At 66.7% G+C, this 18,023-nt stretch carries 18 protein-coding genes; 4 read left to right on the forward strand and 14 right to left on the reverse strand.

Annotated features, from left to right (window positions below; genetic code table 11):
- Positions 1-10 precede the first annotated feature (10 nt).
- The 11 genes from gspF to gspG form a co-directional block, all read right to left on the reverse strand.
- Positions 11-1,249: a type II secretion system inner membrane protein GspF gene (gspF, locus tag M2282_RS15095; RefSeq protein WP_280809587.1), complete on the reverse strand. Its 1,239-nt coding sequence runs from the start codon at positions 1,247-1,249 to the stop codon at positions 11-13.
- A 14-nt stretch (positions 1,250-1,263) separates the two neighbouring features.
- Positions 1,264-2,655 (reverse strand): GspE/PulE family protein, encoded by a 1,392-nt coding sequence (locus M2282_RS15100; protein ID WP_280809616.1) that lies wholly within the window; start codon positions 2,653-2,655, stop codon positions 1,264-1,266.
- Between the two features lie 5 nt (positions 2,656-2,660).
- Positions 2,661-4,988: a type II secretion system secretin GspD gene (gene gspD / locus M2282_RS15105; protein WP_280809588.1), complete on the reverse strand. Its 2,328-nt coding sequence runs from the start codon at positions 4,986-4,988 to the stop codon at positions 2,661-2,663.
- Between the two features lie 2 nt (positions 4,989-4,990).
- Positions 4,991-5,800, reverse strand: coding sequence for a type II secretion system protein N (gene gspN, locus M2282_RS15110; RefSeq protein WP_280809589.1), 810 nt, complete (start codon positions 5,798-5,800; stop codon positions 4,991-4,993).
- Positions 5,801-5,810: 10 nt separating this feature from the next.
- Positions 5,811-6,347 (reverse strand): type II secretion system protein GspM, encoded by a 537-nt coding sequence (gene gspM, locus M2282_RS15115; RefSeq protein ID WP_280809590.1) that lies wholly within the window; start codon positions 6,345-6,347, stop codon positions 5,811-5,813.
- Positions 6,344-7,555 (reverse strand): type II secretion system protein GspL, encoded by a 1,212-nt coding sequence (gene gspL, locus M2282_RS15120; protein WP_280809591.1) that lies wholly within the window; start codon positions 7,553-7,555, stop codon positions 6,344-6,346. The genes gspM and gspL overlap by 4 nt, the downstream gene beginning before the upstream one ends.
- A 127-nt stretch (positions 7,556-7,682) precedes the next feature.
- A complete protein-coding gene (gene gspK, locus M2282_RS15125) occupies positions 7,683-8,684 on the reverse strand; it encodes a type II secretion system minor pseudopilin GspK (protein WP_280809592.1) in 1,002 nt (333 codons plus the stop codon).
- The gene (locus M2282_RS15130) at positions 8,681-9,382 is read right to left on the reverse strand and encodes a PulJ/GspJ family protein (RefSeq protein ID WP_280809593.1); all 702 of its coding nucleotides are present in this window, start codon (positions 9,380-9,382) and stop codon (positions 8,681-8,683) included. The genes gspK and M2282_RS15130 overlap by 4 nt, the downstream gene beginning before the upstream one ends.
- 89 nt (positions 9,383-9,471) lie before the next feature.
- A complete protein-coding gene (gene gspI / locus M2282_RS15135) occupies positions 9,472-9,846 on the reverse strand; it encodes a type II secretion system minor pseudopilin GspI (protein ID WP_280809594.1) in 375 nt (124 codons plus the stop codon).
- The gene (locus M2282_RS15140) at positions 9,843-10,316 is read right to left on the reverse strand and encodes a GspH/FimT family pseudopilin (protein WP_280809595.1); all 474 of its coding nucleotides are present in this window, start codon (positions 10,314-10,316) and stop codon (positions 9,843-9,845) included. The genes gspI and M2282_RS15140 overlap by 4 nt, the downstream gene beginning before the upstream one ends.
- Positions 10,291-10,731, reverse strand: a complete 441-nt coding sequence (gspG, locus tag M2282_RS15145; RefSeq protein ID WP_280809596.1) for a type II secretion system major pseudopilin GspG — start codon at positions 10,729-10,731, stop codon at positions 10,291-10,293. Before gspG ends, M2282_RS15140 begins: the two co-directional genes overlap by 26 nt.
- 49 nt (positions 10,732-10,780) lie before the next feature.
- On the opposite strand from gspG, the gene M2282_RS15150 reads away from it, so the two are divergent.
- Positions 10,781-11,410 carry a type II secretion system protein N gene (locus tag M2282_RS15150; RefSeq protein ID WP_280809597.1) on the forward strand — a complete coding sequence of 210 codons (630 nt, stop codon included), beginning with the start codon at positions 10,781-10,783 and terminating at the stop codon, positions 11,408-11,410.
- Between the two features lie 68 nt (positions 11,411-11,478).
- Here the strand turns inward: M2282_RS15150 and ilvA are convergent, their stop codons facing one another.
- A complete protein-coding gene (ilvA, locus tag M2282_RS15155) occupies positions 11,479-13,074 on the reverse strand; it encodes a threonine ammonia-lyase, biosynthetic (RefSeq protein WP_280809598.1) in 1,596 nt (531 codons plus the stop codon).
- Between the two features lie 62 nt (positions 13,075-13,136).
- Between ilvA and M2282_RS15160 the strand changes: the two genes are divergently transcribed.
- The gene (locus M2282_RS15160; RefSeq protein ID WP_280809599.1) at positions 13,137-14,267 is read left to right on the forward strand and encodes a hypothetical protein; all 1,131 of its coding nucleotides are present in this window, start codon (positions 13,137-13,139) and stop codon (positions 14,265-14,267) included.
- 116 nt (positions 14,268-14,383) lie between these two features.
- Here M2282_RS15160 and M2282_RS15165 read toward each other — a convergent pair whose 3' ends face one another.
- Positions 14,384-15,559 carry a porin gene (locus tag M2282_RS15165; RefSeq protein WP_280809617.1) on the reverse strand — a complete coding sequence of 392 codons (1,176 nt, stop codon included), beginning with the start codon at positions 15,557-15,559 and terminating at the stop codon, positions 14,384-14,386.
- Positions 15,560-15,827: 268 nt separating this feature from the next.
- Between M2282_RS15165 and M2282_RS15170 the strand changes: the two genes are divergently transcribed.
- Positions 15,828-16,277 carry an OsmC family protein gene (locus tag M2282_RS15170; protein ID WP_126469846.1) on the forward strand — a complete coding sequence of 150 codons (450 nt, stop codon included), beginning with the start codon at positions 15,828-15,830 and terminating at the stop codon, positions 16,275-16,277.
- A gap of 14 nt (positions 16,278-16,291) precedes the next feature.
- Here M2282_RS15170 and coq7 read toward each other — a convergent pair whose 3' ends face one another.
- Positions 16,292-16,921, reverse strand: coding sequence for a 2-polyprenyl-3-methyl-6-methoxy-1,4-benzoquinone monooxygenase (coq7, locus tag M2282_RS15175; RefSeq protein ID WP_280809600.1), 630 nt, complete (start codon positions 16,919-16,921; stop codon positions 16,292-16,294).
- Positions 16,922-17,202: 281 nt separating this feature from the next.
- On the opposite strand from coq7, the gene M2282_RS15180 reads away from it, so the two are divergent.
- Positions 17,203-18,023 (forward strand): porin (locus M2282_RS15180; protein ID WP_280809601.1); only part of this gene is annotated, 821 nt, incomplete at its 3' end.

Raw genomic sequence — 18,023 nt, forward strand, 5'->3', positions numbered from 1 at the left:
GCGACTTCCGCTATTTGACGAACTGGTTCAGCTGGATGATCGGCAGCATCACCGCCAGCACGATCAGCATCACCACGCCGCCCATGGCGACGATGAGCAGCGGCTCGAGGATGGTCGCCAGATGCATCGCGCGGCGCTGCACCTCGGCGCCGAGCTGGTTGGCCGCGCGCTGCAGCATCAGCGGCAGCGTGCCGGTCTGTTCGCCGAGGCGGGCGAACATCGAGACCAGGCCCGGAAAGCGCTTCTTCTGCGCGAGCGCCGAGGCGAGCGGCGCGCCTTCGCGCACCAGCACCAGCGCGTCGAGCGCATCGGCACGCATCGCGCGATTGCCCAGCGTTTCGGAGGCGGCCTGCAGCGCGCGCAGGATCGGCACACCGGCCGTTGCCAGCATGGCCAGCGTGCTTGCGAAGCGCGCCGCGTTGTAGCCGCGCGCGAGCTTGCCGACCAGCGGCAGCTTGAGCCATGCGGCATCGAATTTCAGGCGGAAGGCCTCCTGCGCCAAGGCCAGCCGCACGCCGATGGCGACGAGCACCACGCCGCCCAGCATCCACCAGCCGTAGTTGCGCACGCCCGCGCTCAGCGACAGCATCACGGTGGTGAGAAAAGGCAGTGAGCGCTTGGTGCCCGCGAACACCTGCGCCACCTGCGGCACCACGTAGCTCACGAGGAAGATCACGATCACGATCGCCACCAGCGTGACGATGGCCGGGTACAGCGCCGCGCCGATCAGCTTCTGCTGCAGCGCCTGGCGTTCTTCCAGGTCGTCGGCCAGACGGTCGAGCACGAGGCCGAGGTTGCCGCTCTGTTCGCCGGCACCGATCACCGCGGTGTAGATGGGCGAGAACTCGCGCGAGTGCGCCGACAGCGCGCGCGCGAAGGGCGAGCCCGCGTTGACCTCGGCGCGCAGCGAGGCGACGAGGTTGCGTTGCGGCTCTGACTCGGCTTCGTCGGTGAGCGCCGTGAGCGCGCGTTCCAGCGGCAGGCCCGACGAGACGAGGCCCGCGAGCTGCCGCGTCCACACGGCAAGGCCCGTGGAATTGAAGACCCGCTTGCCGCCGCCCAGCCAGCGGGAAAGGCCGCTGCGCTGTCCGGTGCCGTTGATGTGGTCGCTGCCGACCGGCGTGACCGACAGCGGAATCAGCGCCTGCGCGCGCAGCAGGCTGCGGGCGCTGCGCGCGGTGTCGGCCTCGAGCACGCCTTCGCGCGACTGGCCGCTGGCATCGATGGCTTCGAAGGAATAGGCGGGCATGGCGAGGCTGGGCTCTAGTCGCGTGTGACGCGCAGCAGCTCTGCGCGCGACGTGATGCCGGCTTGCACCAGCCGTTCGCCGTCTTCGCGCATCAGGCGCAGGCCGCCGCGGGCGCCGGCCTTGAGCAGTTCGCTCTCGGCCGCCTTGCTGTGGATGAGGCCCTGCACGGTCTCATCGGCCACCAGCAATTCGAAGATGCCGGTGCGGCCCTGGTAGCCCGTCTGGCCGCAGACGTCGCAGCCCGCGCCGCCGCAGCTCGTGCAGACCTTGCGCACGAGGCGCTGCGCGAGCACGCCCAGCAGCGACGAGCTCAGAAGGAAAGGCTCGACCCCCATGTCGGTCAGGCGCGTGACGGCGCTGACCGAATCGTTGGTGTGCAGCGTGGCGAGCACCAGGTGACCGGTGAGCGAGGCCTGAATGGCGATCTGCGCGGTTTCGAAATCGCGGATTTCGCCGATCATGATCACGTCCGGGTCTTGCCGCAGGATGGCGCGCAGGGCCTTGGCGAAAGTGAGCTCGATCTTCGCGTTGATCTGCGTCTGGCCCACGCCCGGCAGCTCGTACTCGATGGGGTCTTCCACCGTCATGATGTTGCTGCGGCTCGCATCGAGCCGGGCCAGCGCGGCGTACAGCGTGGTGGTCTTGCCCGAGCCGGTCGGCCCGGTCACCAGGATGATGCCGTGCGGCTGCGTGATGAGTTTTTCGAAGCGCTGCAGCGTGTCGCCCTGCATGCCCACCGATTCGAGCGTGAGCTTCGATTCGCTCTTGTCCAGCAAGCGCAGCACTGCGCGTTCGCCGTGCGCGCTCGGCAGCGTGGAAACGCGCACGTCGACCGCGCGCGTGCCGATGCGCAAGCTGATGCGCCCGTCCTGCGGCAGCCGCTTCTCGGAGATGTCGAGGTCGGCCATGATCTTCAGGCGCGAGATCAGCGCCGCGTGCAGCGCGCGATTGGGCTGCACCACCTCGCGCAGCGTGCCGTCGATGCGAAAGCGCACGGACGAGGTGCGCTCATAGGGCTCGATGTGGATGTCGCTCGCGCCGTCGCGCGCAGCCTGAGTGAGCAGCGCGTTGAGCATGCGGATGATGGGCGCGTCGCCCGCGCTGGCCAGCAAGTCTTCGACCGCCGGCAGCTCCTGCATCATCCGCGAGAGGTCGGCGTCGTTCTGCACTTCGCTCACCACCGCGGCGGCGCTCGATTCGCCCTGCGAATAGGCTGCGCTGATGCGCTGAGCGAGTGCGCCGTCGGCCAGCACTTCGAAGGCCTGCACGCTGTACTTGCGCGCCACTTCGCCGACCGCGCTGCGCGCGGGATGGCTCGACATCCATAGCGTGTAGCGGCCGTCGTCGGCTTCTTCGAGAAGGAGTTGCTGGCTGCGTGCGAACGCGTAGGGAAGCGGGTAGCGCATGGACATCAGGGCATTTCGCGCGAGGAGACCGGATCGGCCGTAGGCGGCAGCGCCCCGCGCAGCGGGCTGGGTGCGAGCTTGCGCGTATCGGCCAGCGGCTGGGGCGGCGGAATCAGCTGCGTGCCTTCCATGCGGGTGCTGCCGTTGCCCCGGTTGTTCGAGCGCTGCAGCGCCGCTTCGGGCAGCACCGGTGCGGCGTTCACGCCGCGCAGCATGATGTTGTCGGTGTTGGGCTGCACCTGCAGCTGCTGGCCGCGGATCTCGTCGTAGCGGTCGTAGGCGAAGGCCTCGGTCGAGGCCCCGTCGCGCATCACCGCCGGGCGCAGGAACATCATCAGGTTGCTCTTGTTGCGCGTGCGGTTCTCGTTCTTGAACAGGTTGCCCAGCACCGGGATGTCCCCGGCCAGCGGTATCTTCTCGATGTTGTTGTTGTAGGTGTCCGACAGCAGCCCGCCCAGCATCACCAGGCCGCCGTCCTCCACCAGCACGCTCGACTCGATCGAGCGCTTGTTGGTGGTCGGGCCGTTGGGGTTGGCCAGCGAGTTCTGGTCGACCGTGGAGGTCTCCTGGAAAATCGTCATGCGCACCGTGCCGTTCTCGTTGATCGTCGGGCGCACGCGCAGGGTCAGGCCCACGTCCTTGCGCTCCACCGTGGTGAACGGGTTCACGCCCACCGAGCCCGAGGTGCTCGCATACGAGCCCGTGGGGAAGGGCACGTTCTGGCCGATGATGATCTTGGCCTCTTCGTTGTCCAGCGTCAGCAGGTTGGGCGTCGAGAGCACGTTGGCATCGCCGTCGCTGTTGAAGAAGTTGGCGATCGCGCCCAGGATGTACTGGCCGCCGATCTTTCCGGCGAGGCCCAGGTTCAGGCCCGGCTGGATCGAGGAGGCCAGGCCTGCGGCATTGCGGGTGGCCAGCGCCTGGGTCAGCGCCAGGATGTTGTTCCTGTTGAGGCTGGAGTTGGTGCCGATGACCGCGTTGTTGCCCAGCGCGCTTTGCCACTGCACGCCGAAGTTGGCGGCCTTGTTGGCGCTGACCTCCACGATCAGCGCCTCGATCATGACCTGCGCGCGGCGGCCATCGAGCTTGTCGATGACGGCGCGCATCTGGCGGTACTGGGGCTCGGGGGCGGTGATGATCAGCGAGTTGGTGGACGGGTCGGCCTGGATCTGGCCGCCGGTCGACGGCTGGTTGGCGTTGTTGAGCGGCGCGTTGGCGGCAGGCGAGCCGCTTTGGCCGCTGCCGCCCATGTTGCCCTGGTTGTTTTGCTGGAAGCTGGTTTGCTGCGGCGCGGGGCTGCCGCCGCCGCCCGCGGCACCCGGGGTGCCCGGCGTGGCCAGCTGGTTCGCCGCCATCGCGGCGCGCAGCGTGGCTGCCAGGCGCACCGCATCGGCGTTCTTCAGGTAGACCACGTAGATGTTGCCGGCTGCGCCGTTGCTGCTTTCGGCAGGTGGACGGTCTAGCTTCTCGACCAGCGTGCGCACAAGCTGCGCGCGCGCCGGGTTGGCCGCGCGCAGGATCAGCGAATTGCTGCGTGGGTCGGCCAGCAGCGTGGTGCGGAACGATGCATCGACCGCGCCCGGCGCAGCACCCGGTGCCGCTCCCGCGCCGCTGCCGTCGACCAGCCGCTGCACCAGCGGCAGCAGGTCGCTGGCGACCGAGTGCTTCAGCTGGATGATCTCGATGTCCGACGCATTCGGCACATCGAGCGCCGCGATGATGCGCGCCAGCCGCCGCATGTTGTCGGCGTAGTCGGTGATCACCAGCGAGTTGTTGCCCGGGTTCACGTTGATGGTGTTGTTGGGCGGAATCAGCGGACGCAGCACCGGCAGCAGGCTGTTGGGCGACTCGTAGTTGAGCCGGAAGATCTGGGTGACGATCTGGTTGCTGCCCGAGGACGCGGTCGCGCCGATCGAGGTGTTCACCGTGCTGCTCTGCAGCTTGGCATCGGCTTCGGGCACCACCTTGTAGAGGCCGTCGGCCTCCACCACCGCAAAGCCCTGCAGGCGCAGCGCGGAGGCGAACTGGTTGAAGGCCGCGGCCGGCTGGATCGCGCGGTCGGTCACAAGGTTCATCGTGCCCTTCACGCGCGGATCGACCACCACGTCGCGCCCGGTGACCACCGCCATGGTGCGCGCCACGGCCTCGATGTCGGCGTTGGAGAAATTGAGCGTGATCGGCTCCCCGCGCCGCGGCGCATCGCCCTGCGCGAAGGCAGGCGGCAGCACCTGCAGGAAGGACGCCGCGATCAGCAGGCGCGCCGCGATTGCGACGGCGCCGAGGCGGGCGCCGCGCATGCCGACCGGGCCGAACGAGGGATGGGACTTCATCATGGTCAACCCAGGGTGATGATCGAACGCGCGTTGTCGCGCCGTCCGATGATGTTCAACAAATTGGAAAGAGCGTCTTCGCGGCCGGCCGCGGCACTGGCTTCGCCGTTGAAGCGGAAGGAGGTGCCGCTCCAGCTGCCGCTGCCGTTGAGCTGCAGGCTGCCTTCGCGCGTGCTCAGCAGGAGCGTCGGGCTGTTGCCGCCTTCGAGCGAGAGCCGGTAGCTGCCCATCGGCCGCAGGGTCGACAGGCTGGAGGAAACATCGGTGGCGTCGAGCGTGGCGTGGCCCGCGATGCGCAGCACCGGGCCGTCCCACTGCAGCGAGAAGGCCTTGGTGGAGAGATCGAGCGCACCGTCGAGCTTGAGCGTGTTCCACGGTGCACCCAGGCCGGTGAGCATCGTGGCGGGCCACCGCGATCGGCTGTCCTGCCAGTCGAGCTGCATGCCGCCGCCGCGCGGGCTGGCCTTGAGTTCGAGCGGGCGCGCCGCGCAGCAGGGCAGGTCGAGCGAGGCGAAGATGCCGCTGAAGCTCGGGCGCATGCGCCAGTGCAGGAGGCCGGGCAGCGAAACCGCCTGCGCGCCGCCTGCGCCGCTGGCGAACACCACGGCTGCCGTGCCGTTCCAGACCGTGCCGCGCGGATTGACCAGCAGCAGCCGGCCCTGGCTCCAGCTCGACAGCGCCGAGGCGAGCCAGCGCGCGGGCGCGAACAGCACCACCGCGAGCACCGCGCCGACCACGATGCCGACGAGGGCCCAGCGCCAGCCGCGTCGCGGCCTGGGCCCGGAGAGCGCGGAAAGAGGGGCGCGCGTCACCATGCCGGGCTGTTCATCGGGGGGCGGGCAATGCCATCACGACCGTGCCCTCCCAGCGGACCTGCGGGAGCTGCGGCGCATCCTTGCTGCCAGGGGCCGGCGTGGCTGCGGGTGCGCGCGTCAGGTGCACTTCGCGCGGCACCGCGTGGGCATTGCCGCGCGCCTGCGCGAGCCACTGGGCCACCGTGCTGGCGGGCGTGGCGCGCAGCGTGACGGTGGCGCCGTCGCCGCCGGCCGTCATGAGCTGCGCGTTGTTGACGCCCAGGCCCTCGCGCACCGAGGTCTCGAGCGAGCGCAGCGCCTCGTCACGGGCGAGCCGGGGCTGCGACTGCAGCGCCTTCGCGCGGTTCTGCAAGGTGGCCATCTGCTGCAGCTGCGCATCGAGCTGCGCGTGTTCGGCCGGTGCCGCGGCCAGCGTGCGCAGCGCGGGAGCGAGCGCGATCCACCAGAGCAAGGCCAGTGCCACGAGCGCGATGGCCGCGCCGACCATCTGGCGCTCGCGCATCGCGAGGGCGGCCCAGCGGGCCTTGAGTTGTTCGCTGAAGTTCATCGGATGGCCTCGGCCTGTACCAGCAGCAGGTCGCCTTCGGTGCGCACGTTGTAGCCGCGCGGCGCCATCGCGCCGGTGATCTGCGAGATCTCCGAAGGCTGCAGTCCGAGGCCGCGCAGGCGCAGTTGGCCGCCGTTGTAATCGACGGCCGAAGGCGTGCGGCCGGGCGGAAGGTTGGTGGCGAGCGCGCCGACCATGGGTTCGAAATCGGTCGCGGCCACGTCGCCCACGGCCTGCTGCAGCGCCGCGACTTCGCGCGTCATCTGCAGTTGCGGGTCGATCACGATCTTCACCGAGGGAAAGGTCTGCGTGAGGATGGTCTTGGCCGCCTGCCGCTTGGAATCGAGCGCGTTGCGCTCCTTCCAGGCCCAGGCGTTGAGGCCGATCAGCTGCGTCAGCAGCAGCACGACGACGCCCCACCGCGCGGCGCGCCATTCGGGCGCGTAGCGCAGCGTCTGCAGCACCGAGGCGAACTTCTTGCCGGCGCGCGCGCGGCCCGTGGCGGCGAGGTCGAACTGCGCGAGCTCCCACGGCGTGCGCGCGGCATTCAGCCAACGCTGCGGCGCCTGCACGATCGGCACGCGGCGCTCGAGCAGGTGCTCGGCCGCTTCCGCGACCGCAGGCTCGGTGGTGATGACGGCCGTGTCGAGCGGAAGGCTGCCCGACAGCGCGAGCCCGGCGCCGGCCAGCGGCAGCGAGACCACGCCCTCGGCATCGCACACGGTGAGCTGCGGGGCCTCGGGTTCGCCGGTGATCTGCAGCAGCGACGGGCCGTCGGCCGCCTGGGGGGCGAATTCGGGGACGATGCGCACCACGCGGCGCCCGGCCGCTTCGAGCCCCTGCACGATGCTGCGCAGCCAGATGCGATTGCATGCCGCCACCCACACCGGTCCACCGGCCTTCGCATCGGGTTCGAGCGCGAAGTGCAGCGCCTCGGGATCGTCGAGCAGGTGTTCTTCGAGCAGGCCGTCGAGCACCAGGCGCAGCTTCGACGCGCTGCCCATGCTGCCCTTGGGCAGCGTGACGCGGTGCCACGACAGCGCCGCCGAAGGAATGCCGAGCGTGACCTCGTTGCCCGAGGGCAGCAGCGCCAACAGCGCGCGGCCCTGGTTGCGCAAAGCAATGCCGTCGTCGCCTGCCTGGGCCCAGTCGTACTCGCCCGCGGCGTCGGCCGGAGGCAGGGGGGCAATGAGCAACAGCGGAGTCATGGAGATGGTCGGAAAAGCCGGTGATTGTAGGAGGGTGTCTGACAGGCAATTGCTATTATTTGAATAGCATAGTTGACAGTTGTGACGGGCGTTATAAGGCTTTTTTATCCATGGATGTCAACGGCACTCAGGGTTTAGCCGGGGTGGTTGTCGCGCCGGCGCCGCGGGTGCGCCAGACCGTGGTCACGGTGACACCGTTGCGCTGCAGGAGCGAGTGCTCCTCGACCCAGGTGCGGTCCAGCCGCAGCCGCCCATAGACCTCGAAGTACTGGGTGCCCACGCCGTGCTGGGCCGCATTGAAGCGGGAGCCGCCGCTGGGCAGTCCCTGATTGGCCTCGTCGATGGTCTTGAAGAAGGAGCGGGTGCGCCGCTCCACCAATTGGCGCGCGGTGGCGATCGGCATCGATTCCAGGCTGGCGCTGATGGCCTCGGCGCTCGCGGTGTTGAGGTTCAGGGTGGTCTTGACCGGCAGGATGGTCACGTAGGGTTCGAGCGCCTTGGCGGTCGCCGGCGAGAGCCCGAGCCACACCAGTTGCGAGACTTCCTGGGGCATCAATGGCGCATTGCCAGAGTCGCCGGCAGAGGCTTCGTCGGTGCCGGTGGACAGCGCCCTGGCAAGCCCTGTGGTCATCAGGCTGAGCTCCGACGCCGGCAGGCCCAGCAGGTTGAAGAGTCGGGTGAAGGTCGCGACGCTGGCCGGCACCGGCTTGCCTGCATCGACCAGCGACAGCACGTTGAGCCTGGACTGGGCATCGACGATGCGGCCCGAAAGAAAGGCGTCGGGCAGGCCTTCGAGGTTGTCGCTCGCCACGTTTTTCTCGGCCGAGAGAAAGCTGGTGAGCCGCGCCTCTTCGAGCGGCACGGCCCACGGCTCGCCCAGGTTGTCGGAGCCGCCGGCGCGGCCGTCTTCGGCAAGGATCAGACGCGACCAGTCGAGCGCGCCGATCAGGACCCAGGCCGCCTGCACGCGCGCACGCTCGGCGCCTTCTACTTCCGCCGCGCGCCATTGCTGCCATAGCGCGGCCGAGGAGAAGGTGGCCACGAGCATCACCGTCAGCATCGCCGCGAGCAGTGCGGCGCCGGACTGGCGGCGCGCGCGGCGCATGAACGAAGGCACGCGCTTCGTCATGACCGCGACGCTCCCACCGTCGGCCTGACCCAGTCGCGCGTGAGCGTGCCCGACAGCCCGTCGCCCGGCGGCAGGCTGATCACCAGGCGCACGCCATCGGGCATGTTGACGATCGGGCCCGCGGGGTTGGCCGGGTTCGCCGGGTTGGCGGGCGCCGTGGGCAGCGAGCTCGCGGGCGTCCAGGCGTTCTCGCGGAAGTAGTACAGCTGCCAGCTGCTGGCGGGGATCAGCACGACGTCGTTGTAGCCGCCGCCCCGCGCTCCGCCGTCCTGCGCCCAGGAGGCGGCGAGGTTCCAGGCCTGCTGCCATTCGCCGCGCGTGGTGAAGGCCTGCGACTGCCAGCGCTGCCAGCGTGGGCCTTCGGTGCCGGGCCTGAGGGTCCAGGCCACCACCTGCATGGCGGGCGCCGTCGGATCGCTGCCGCGGCGTGTGAGCCGCAGCACGTTGCCGTCCCAGTCGATGGGGCGGGTCTGCGCGATCGAGGTCACGGCGTCGAGGTCGGCGCCCCACTGGGCGAGCGTGGCCTGCAGCGTGAGGATGGCGTCGGCGCGCTGCTGGTTCTGCGTGGTGGCGCGCGACATGCTGTCCAGCCCGCGCCAACTCACGAGCGAGAGCAGGGCCATCACCGAGATGGCGACGAGCAGTTCGATCAGCGTGAAGCCCCATGGCCGACGCAGCAGGGTCCGTCGGTGGAACACCGCGGAACGGGCTTTACCCGGCCGCAGGTGTTGCCCCCGGCAGGGGGTTGGAGAAGCGACACGAAGTGCGCGAAGCCTGGGGGCGAGCATCAGAACCGCCCCACCACGGTCGAGATGCGCAGGATCGGCGAATCCGCTTCGTCGCGCACCTGCACGTCCACGCGCCGGAAATTGGGGTTGAGCGTGGGCACGGTCGAGGTCGTCACGTTGAACGAGGCGCCCGCCTGCACGCAGATCGAGCCCGAGTCGCCCACGGCCGGCATCTGCCTTGCGAGGCGGGCCTTGGCGAGTTCGTTTTCGGCGCACAGGTCGGCCAGCACAAGGTCGGACTGGCGCTGCGCATTGCGCGTGAGCGACATCGTGGCCTGCGAGCCCGCGGCCAGCGCCAGCGCGACGATGCCCAGCGCGATCAGCACTTCGATCAGCGTGAAGCCGCGAGTCGTCCGGGCGGGCCGCGATCTCATGGCACGGGGAAGACGGTGAAGGGACGCAGGCCGTCGGTGGCGATGCGCAGTGCGCGCGCGGGCGGGCCGGCGGAATAGAGCGTGATCTGCTGCGCCGCGATGATCGGGTCGGGCCCCAGTTGCAGTGCGGGAACCAGCGTGCCGTTGCCGAGCGCGGCCTGGGCGGTGATGCCTTCGGCGACCCAGCCGCCGGGCAGCCCCTCGGGCGGGAGGCCATCGAAGACGAAGCTGCCTTCGACGGGGCGCCATCGCACGGCGACGCCGCTGGCCCGCGACTGCGCGCGGGCGGATTCGAGGAGGGCGGCGAGCCGGTCGGCCTCGCGATCGAGCTTGGCGGCGCTGCTGTCGCGCATCGCAAAGCTCACACTGGCGGTGGCGATCGCGATGATCGCGATCACGATGATCAGCTCGAGCAGCGTGAAGCCGCGCGCCGAGCGGTTGCTGCTATTGCCAGCTGCCGATGTCGGCATTCTTGCCCTCGCCGCCGTTCTGTCCATCGGCGCCGAACGAGAGCACGTCGATTTCGCCCTTGATGCCCGGGTTCATGTACTGGTAGGGATGGCCCCATGGGTCGTTGGGCAGCTTCTCGACGTAGGGCTTCCAGTTTGGAGCGGCCGGGCCGACGGTCGGGCGGGTCAGCAGCGACTGCAGGCCCTGCTCGGCGGTCGGGTAGCGCTGGTTGTCCAGGCGGTAGAGCTTCAGGGCCTGCATCAGGTTGTTGATGTCGGTGCGGGCGGCCGTCACGCGGGCGTCGTCGGCACGCTCGATCACGTTCGGCACGATCAGCGCGGCGAGCACGCCGATGATGACCAGCACCACCATCAGTTCGATCAGCGTGAAGCCGCGCTGGGCGGTCCGGGAGGCGGCACGAAGGATTTTGTTCATAGGTTGGGCGACATGATTCGGAAAGCGCGCTGCATGATAATCCGCGCCCATGACAAGTCCTTACTCCGCCGCCCGCTGGCATGCCCCATTTGCAACAACGGGGCTTTGGGCGCTGGCCGCTGGCGCCGCGGTGTTCTGGGCCTTGCGCCTGTCCTCGCCGGCCGATGCCGTGGCCGCGGCGGCGGCGATGCCGCGGCCTTCGGTCACCGCGGATGCCGAGGCGGTCGGGCGGTTGCTCGGCGTGGTCTCCGCGCAGACGGCTGCGCCTGCAGCTCCCGAGGCGGCCAGCCGCTTCGCGCTGGTGGGTGTGGTGGCCGATCCGTCGAACCAGGGCGCTGCGCTGATCGCCATCGACGGCAAGCCGCCCAAGCCGTTCCGTGTCGGCACGCGCGTCGGCGACAACTATGTGCTCCAGTCGGTGGGCGTGCGTGCGGCAACGCTCGGTGCGCAGGTCGATGGACCGCCGGCGTTCTCGCTTCAACTGCCGGTGCGTGCACCGATCAGCATGGGGCTGCCGCCGCCGCCGATCTCCGGCGTGTCGCCTGCCCCGGTGCCTGCGCCGCGGTCGGCCGGGATGTTGCCTTCCACCATGCCCGCCATGGCGATGCCGCCGCCGGCACCCCAGCCCGACACGGCGCCGCCGCAACCGCCACAAGGGCAGGCGCCAACGCAACAGTAACCTGATGCTCGCGTCCATGAAAAAACCGGCTGCGCGCCGGTTTTTTCATGGGTTCGCGAGGGGGCGCTTCAGGCCTGAAGGAACAATCGGTACGCCGGGTTGGCCGTTTCCTCGACGTAGGGATAGCCCAGGTTTTCGAGGAATGCGTCGAAGGCCGCGGCATCGCCGGCAGGCACCTGCAGCCCGACCAGGATGCGGCCATAGTCGGCGCCCTGGTTGCGGTAATGGAACAGGCTGATGTTCCAGTTCGGCCGCATCAGGCTCAGGAACTTGAGCAGCGCGCCGGGGCGCTCAGGGAAAACGAAGCGCAGTAGGCGCTCGTCGTGCGCAAGGCCGGTGCGTCCGCCGACCAGATGCCGCAAGTGCTCCTTGGCAAGCTCGTCGTGCGTGAGGTCGAGCGCGTCGAAACCGTGGTCGCTGAAGTTGCGCGCGATGGTGGCCGACTCGCCGCGCGCGGAGGTCGTGAGTCCGACGAACACGTGCGCCTTGGCCGCGTCGCTGATGCGGTAGTTGAATTCCGTCACGTTGCGCGGTGCGCCCCCGCCTGAATCCGATTCGCCCGCGGGCAGTTCGCTGACCAGCTCGCAGAAGCGGCGGAAGCTGCCGCGCTCCTCGGGAATCGTGACGGCGAACAGCGCCTCGCGCTCCTCGCCGACCTCGGCGCGCTCGGCCACGAAGCGGAGCCTGTCGAAGTTCATGTTGGCGCCGCACAGGATGGCCGCGTAGGTCTCGCCGTGGCGGCCGTGCCCGGCCACGTACTGCTTGATTGCGGCCACGGCCAATGCGCCGGCCGGCTCGACGATGCTGCGCGTGTCGACGAACACATCCTTGATGGCAGCGCACACCGCATCGGTGTCGACGGCGATGTATTCATCGACCAGTTCGCTGGCGATGCGGAAGGTTTCCTCGCCGACCAGCTTGACGGCGGTGCCGTCGGAGAACAAACCCACGTCGGGCAAGTTCACGCGCTGGCGTGCCGCGACCGATTGCATCATCGCGTCGGAGTCGTTCATCTGGACACCGATCACCTTGATCTCGGGACGCACGGCCTTGATGTAGTTGGCGACACCGGAGATCAAGCCGCCGCCGCCGATGGCCACGAAGACTGCGTCGAGCGGACCCTGGTGCTGCCGCAGGATCTCCATGGCGATGGTGCCCTGGCCCGCGATGACGTCCGGATCGTCGAACGGGTGGACGAAGGTCAGGTTTTGCTGCTTCTGCAATTCGAGCGCATGCAGGTAGGCATCTGAATAGCTGTCGCCGTGCAAAACGATTTCGCCACCGAAGCCGCGCACGGCATCGATCTTCAATTTGGGCGTGGTCACCGGCATGACGATCACCGCGCGAGTGCCGAGCTTGCGCGCCCCGAGGGCAACGCCCTGCGCGTGGTTGCCGGCCGATGCACAGATCACGCCGCTCGCCAATTGCGCGGCACTCAAATTCGCCATCTTGTTGTATGCCCCGCGAAGTTTGAAACTGAATACCGGTTGCTGGTCTTCGCGCTTGAGCAAAACAGTATTTCCAAGACGCTCGCTGAGCGCGCGCGCCTTCTCGAGCGCGGACTCGACAGCGACGTCGTAAACCCGGGCGTTGAGAATTTTTCTGAGATAGTCGGCGGGCTTCAATTGCGCCGGTACAGATGCCGTGTGCGTAGCTTTTTCCAAGGGAGTTTTCGTTTGTTTACCCGTGATGATAAATGGTATCGAGATTGCATGCGAGATATGACATGGACACAAATGTCATAACCCTCTTCAATAGCGTGCCAGCAGCCAATGATTCCGGTTTTTTTGCGCGCAACTATTCCGCAATTCATACGCCTGCAAATGAAATTACGTTTGAACAAAATTTGTTAACAGTTCTTGTCAGCGACCTTTCGAAGGGACTGATGCGAGCTGAAGCGGCGCGCGTTCAGCGCGGAGAGATCGGACGCGCGACTTGGCAAGTGATGGGCAACAGATTGCGTGCGCACATCGTTCCATTGCTGGGCCATCTGCCGGCTCAGTCGCTTGCCACATCCGATGCGCAGCGACTGATCAACCACCTTGGCGAACAAGGTTTCACCAGCACGACGATCGCGCAGTACTTGGTGCTGTTTCGCAAAGTCGTGATGCATGGCGTGCACACTGGCGTGCTGCGCGAGGCGCCCGTATTTCCGAAGGTGAAGGTGCGCAGCCAGCCGCGCGGCAGCTTCAGCGTTGCGGAATACCGAACGATCATTTCGGCCGCACGCAATCTGCGTGGGCATGCGCATCCGGTGCTCGATCGGTTGTCGGCCGGAGAACGTTTCTGGATCGCGAGAGAACTGCTCGTGATGCCCGACGAACTGCCCTGGCTGATCCGCTGGATGGTGAACACCTTCGTTCGTCCGAGCGACATCAAGCTCATGAAGCACAAGCACATCGAAATCGTGCGCGGCAAACACGTCTACCTGCGAATGAATCTGCCGGAGACCAAGCGGCACAGTCAGCCCATCGTGAGCTTGCGTCCGGCCGTGCGCGTCTATGAATGTTTGCTCGCTTATCGCGGCGAGCATGGCCATGGCGGTGCCGAGGACTACATCTTCATGCCGCACCTGAAGAACCGGGAGCACGCGCTGGCGGTGCTCAACTTCTTCTTTCACTGGGTGCTCGAGAAGGTCGGACTCGCGAAGGGGCCGTTGGGTCAATCCAGAACGCTTTACTGCCTGCGCCATACCGCGATCACGTTGCGGCTGTTGTATGGACAAGGGATCGACATGCTGACCTTGGCGCGTAACGCGCGCACGAGCGTCAACATGGTCGAGCGTTTCTACGCATCGGTGTTGAGCGGAGAGATGAACGTGGGGCTGCTGCAGAGCAGGCGGGGCCGAGCGAGTTGAGGGAGGCAATGACGACGACGCCGAGAAGGCGCAAAAAGCCGCCCGGCTTGTACCGGGCGGCTTGAGGCTTTGCCGATTCGAACTGGCGTACGCCAGCATCGAGGGTGGTATCCCGATCAGAAAGCGTGACGGATGCCGAAGTCGTAGCCCGTCGAGGTGTTCTTGGGCGCGACATTGGACGGGAAGGCCGGGCCGCCGACCGTGAGGGCTGCACCGTTCTTGTTGCTCACGCGAGCGATCGTTGCGTACAGAGCCGTGCGCTTCGACAGGTTGTGCACGTAGCCAAGCGCCAGCTTGTTGGCCTTTCCGTCGTCATACAGGTACGACAGATGGTCGCCCATGTCGTACTTGACGCTGGAGTAGGCGGCACGGATCAAGCCCGGGCCGACAGGCACGGTCACGCCAAGCAGATAGCCCTTGAGGGTGGAATCGCCGCTCACGATGAAAGGCGACTTGATGTCGTATTCCATCTTGGCTTGCGAATACTCGCCAAAGATCTTCGCGGGGCCAAAGTCGTAGGAGGCGCCAAGGTTGGCGGTCTTCACGACCGGAGCGGCAACGATTTTGGGGAGTCCGGAGCCAACGAAGGTCAGCTCCAGGTCGCCGGCATCGCTCTGGCCATAGGAAGCGGCCACGTCGAGGGGGCCGTTGGCGTAGCCGAAGCGGCCACCCACATAGCGGCCGCGCTTGCTCGGGCTGTCCTGAACCCCGTCGGTCTTCACGTTCTCGTGCAGCGCGTATTGCAGCTGACCGTAGAAGCCACCCAGGTTCGGCGGCAGGAAGTAGCCGATCGAATTGCTTGCGCGTGCGTAGTTCGAGTTGAAGCCGAAGCCACCCGTATCCTTGGCGCCGGCCGTGAGGAAGTTGTACCCGCTGGCCGTATTGATCAGGTTGGTGCCAACGCCGTTGGTGCCGAACGGGTCGAACACGGTGTCGTTCCAGAAGGTCGGGGTGTAGTCGCGGCCAAGGCGGACTTCACCGAAACCGCCCGACAGGCTCACGGTCGAACGACGCGTGAAATCGGCAATGCCCTTGGCGCCATCGTCGTTGCTGATCGGCGCTTCGAGCCAGAAGCTGGCAGCCAGGCCGCCACCGAGGTCTTCGGTGCCGCGGAAGCCCAGACGGCTGCCGTTGTAGCCCGAATTGGTCAGAGCCTGCTGGCTGACTTTGGCGCTTCTGTTGTTGAAATCGCGCGACTTGTTCGAATAGCCGCTGATCGACGCGTCGACCACACCGAAAAGCGTGACGGACGACTGAGCCGAGGCAACACCGGCGACAGCCAGGGCAGCCAGAGCAACTGCCCTTTGGGGGGCGAAAGCTAGAGTGGCGTACGGGTCGTGCAGGCCGATCGGCAAGAAAAAAGCCCCGAGCCTTGCAGCTCGGGGCTAAATCCACCAATTGGAAGGGTGGAGGAGACAACCGTTGGCGCAAACGTATGCGCGATGAAATAAAGTATATCGACTGTTTGTTGCGATGCAACAAGCCAGTGACGCTTTTCACACACAAATCGATGCCAACGTGCGTTTTTGCCCAGGCATCCAGACTGGAATCCGAGAAATCATGGAATGCACAGTGAGTTGGACAGGCGACGCGGGAACGCGTTCGGCCATGGGCTTTGTCGCCGAGACCGGGAGCGGCCACGTCCTGATGATGGATGGTGCCCCCGATGCGGCCAAGCCCGAGAACGGCGGCCAGAACCTTGCCGCGAGGCCGATGGAGACGGTGCTTGCGGGCACGGGCGGCTGCACGGCCTACGACGTCGTGCTGATCCTGAAGCGGGGCCGTCATCGCGTGGAGCGCTGCAGCGTCAAGCTGACCAGCGAGCGCGCGGAAAAGGATCCCAAGGTCTTCACCAAGATCCACATGCATTTCACCGTGGCGGGCAAGGGAATTCCGGCCTCCGCGGTGGAGCGCGCGATTGCGCTGAGCCACGAGACCTATTGCTCGGCCAGCATCATGCTGGCGAAGACCGCCGAGATCACTACAAGCTTCGACCTGGTCGAAACCTGAAGCCGGGACGCCTTTCAGATACGGTGCGCTACCGTCGTCATCACGCGCGAGGCCAGACGCATCAGGGCCTTGACCGGCGGCGGGAGTTCCGTGGCACCGGCATCGACGGCCTGCGCCGCATGGCGCGCTTCGTCGAGCTTCATTTGCTCGACCACGGCGCGTGAGGCGCTGTCGGGCCGCGGAAGCCGGTCCAGATGGCTGTCGAGATGAGCTTCCACCTGGCGTTCGGTCTCCGCGACGAAACCCAGGCTCAAAGGGTCCCCGAGGCGGCCCGCGACGAGGCCAAGGCCGAAAGCCCCGGCATACCAGAGCGGATTCAACAGCGAAGGTCGATCGCCCAGTTCATCCAGGCGTTGCCGTGTCCAGGCCAGGTGATCCGTCTCTTCGTGCGCGGCTTCAAGAAATTGGGCGCGCAAGACCGGATCGCGTGCCACGGCAGCCTGGGCCGTGTAAAGCGCCTGTGCACAGACTTCCCCGACATGGTTGACTCGCATCAGCGCACCGGCATGGCGGCGCTCCTTTTCGTCCATTTCGCCTGGGGCCTTGGACGGGGCAGGCATCGCCCGTGTTGCATGAGGGCGGGCGAAAAGGGTGCGCAGGGCAGCATCGGTTGCGACGAGGACGGGGTCAAGCAAGAGCGTCATTCGCCTATTTGAACGCACCTCGGAAAGGCTGCAAAAAGTTACGTTCTTGTTCCGCATCGTGGTGCGACCAGTGGGCTAAGTCCTTTGGTGCAGGACTGCAACGAAACGCCCGAGCCATCAGAGATTTCGGGCGATTTGTTTTGCCCTGCCGCAGCGGCTCTGGTGCAATAGCAACAACTTCCCAAAAGGAGGTTGGCCCGGGGTCCGGTGGGAGCACAAAGTGCCAGTCACGGTGAGCCCTTCGCACCGGAGCCCTATGTTTAACCTTGGAGAAACTTGCAATGAAAAAATCTCTAGTTGCTCTGGCTGCCCTGGCTGTTGCCGGTGTTGCCTCGGCTCAGTCGTCCGTCACGCTTTTCGGTGTGGTCGACGCGTCGATCAGCGGCTACTCGTCCACCTCGCGTGACCTGAACGGTGCCACCTTCCTGAACCCGTTCTACGTGAACAAGGGCAGCATCAAGGCAAGCCGTCGCGAACTGGCCAACGGCGCCTACAACTCCAGCCGTCTGGGCTTCCGTGGTACGGAAGACCTCGGTGGTGGCCTGGCAGCCAGCTTCTGGCTCGAAGCCCCGATCAGCAATGACGACGGCCAAACCGGTGTTTCGACGTTCGCTCGTCGTTCGACCGTGAGCCTGTCGGGTGGTTTCGGTGAACTGCGTCTGGGTCGTGACTACACCGCCACGTTCTGGAACGACACCGTGTTCGATCCGTTCGGCACCAACGGCGTTGGCACCAGCCTGATCTTCACCGCCAACAACGGCTTCAACGCTTTCAACGGCGCGGCTGCTACACCGGTTCCTGGCGTTCCTAGCGTTTTCGGCAGCAACTACGTTCGCACCAGCAACAGCATCGGCTACTTCCTGCCGCCGAACCTGGGTGGTTTCTACGGCCAACTGCAGTACGCATTCAGCGAAAAGACCAAGTACAGCCCGGGTACCGCTACGCCTGACGTCGCGAACAACTCGCGCGCTGGCCGTTACGTCGGTGGCCGCTTCGGCTACGCAAACGGCCCGCTGGACGTTGCAATTGCTTATGGCAGCAGCACCGTTGGCGACCAGTACTACGTTGGCACGACCAACAAGGTCAACACCCTGAACCTCGG

Source organism: Variovorax boronicumulans, assembly GCF_029892485.1.
Taxonomy (GTDB): Bacteria; Pseudomonadota; Gammaproteobacteria; order Burkholderiales; family Burkholderiaceae_C; genus Variovorax; species Variovorax boronicumulans_B.

What these genes read in the sequence shown, in the direction of transcription:
- gspG (WP_280809596.1), bottom strand. Translation starts at nt 10,731, where the DNA reads ATGAACAAAATCCTTCGTGCCGCCTCCCGGACCGCCCAGCGCGGCTTC.
- coq7 (WP_280809600.1), bottom strand. Translation starts at nt 16,921, where the DNA reads ATGACGCTCTTGCTTGACCCCGTCCTCGTCGCAACCGATGCTGCCCTG.
- M2282_RS15100 (WP_280809616.1), bottom strand. Translation starts at nt 2,655, where the DNA reads ATGCGCTACCCGCTTCCCTACGCGTTCGCACGCAGCCAGCAACTCCTT.
- gspF (WP_280809587.1), bottom strand. Translation starts at nt 1,249, where the DNA reads ATGCCCGCCTATTCCTTCGAAGCCATCGATGCCAGCGGCCAGTCGCGC.
- M2282_RS15170 (WP_126469846.1), top strand. Translation starts at nt 15,828, where the DNA reads ATGGAATGCACAGTGAGTTGGACAGGCGACGCGGGAACGCGTTCGGCC.
- gspN (WP_280809589.1), bottom strand. Translation starts at nt 5,800, where the DNA reads ATGGTGACGCGCGCCCCTCTTTCCGCGCTCTCCGGGCCCAGGCCGCGA.
- gspK (WP_280809592.1), bottom strand. Translation starts at nt 8,684, where the DNA reads ATGACGAAGCGCGTGCCTTCGTTCATGCGCCGCGCGCGCCGCCAGTCC.
- gspI (WP_280809594.1), bottom strand. Translation starts at nt 9,846, where the DNA reads ATGAGATCGCGGCCCGCCCGGACGACTCGCGGCTTCACGCTGATCGAA.
- M2282_RS15140 (WP_280809595.1), bottom strand. Translation starts at nt 10,316, where the DNA reads ATGCCGACATCGGCAGCTGGCAATAGCAGCAACCGCTCGGCGCGCGGC.
- gspM (WP_280809590.1), bottom strand. Translation starts at nt 6,347, where the DNA reads ATGAACTTCAGCGAACAACTCAAGGCCCGCTGGGCCGCCCTCGCGATG.
- gspD (WP_280809588.1), bottom strand. Translation starts at nt 4,988, where the DNA reads ATGATGAAGTCCCATCCCTCGTTCGGCCCGGTCGGCATGCGCGGCGCC.
- M2282_RS15150 (WP_280809597.1), top strand. Translation starts at nt 10,781, where the DNA reads ATGACAAGTCCTTACTCCGCCGCCCGCTGGCATGCCCCATTTGCAACA.
- M2282_RS15160 (WP_280809599.1), top strand. Translation starts at nt 13,137, where the DNA reads ATGGACACAAATGTCATAACCCTCTTCAATAGCGTGCCAGCAGCCAAT.
- gspL (WP_280809591.1), bottom strand. Translation starts at nt 7,555, where the DNA reads ATGACTCCGCTGTTGCTCATTGCCCCCCTGCCTCCGGCCGACGCCGCG.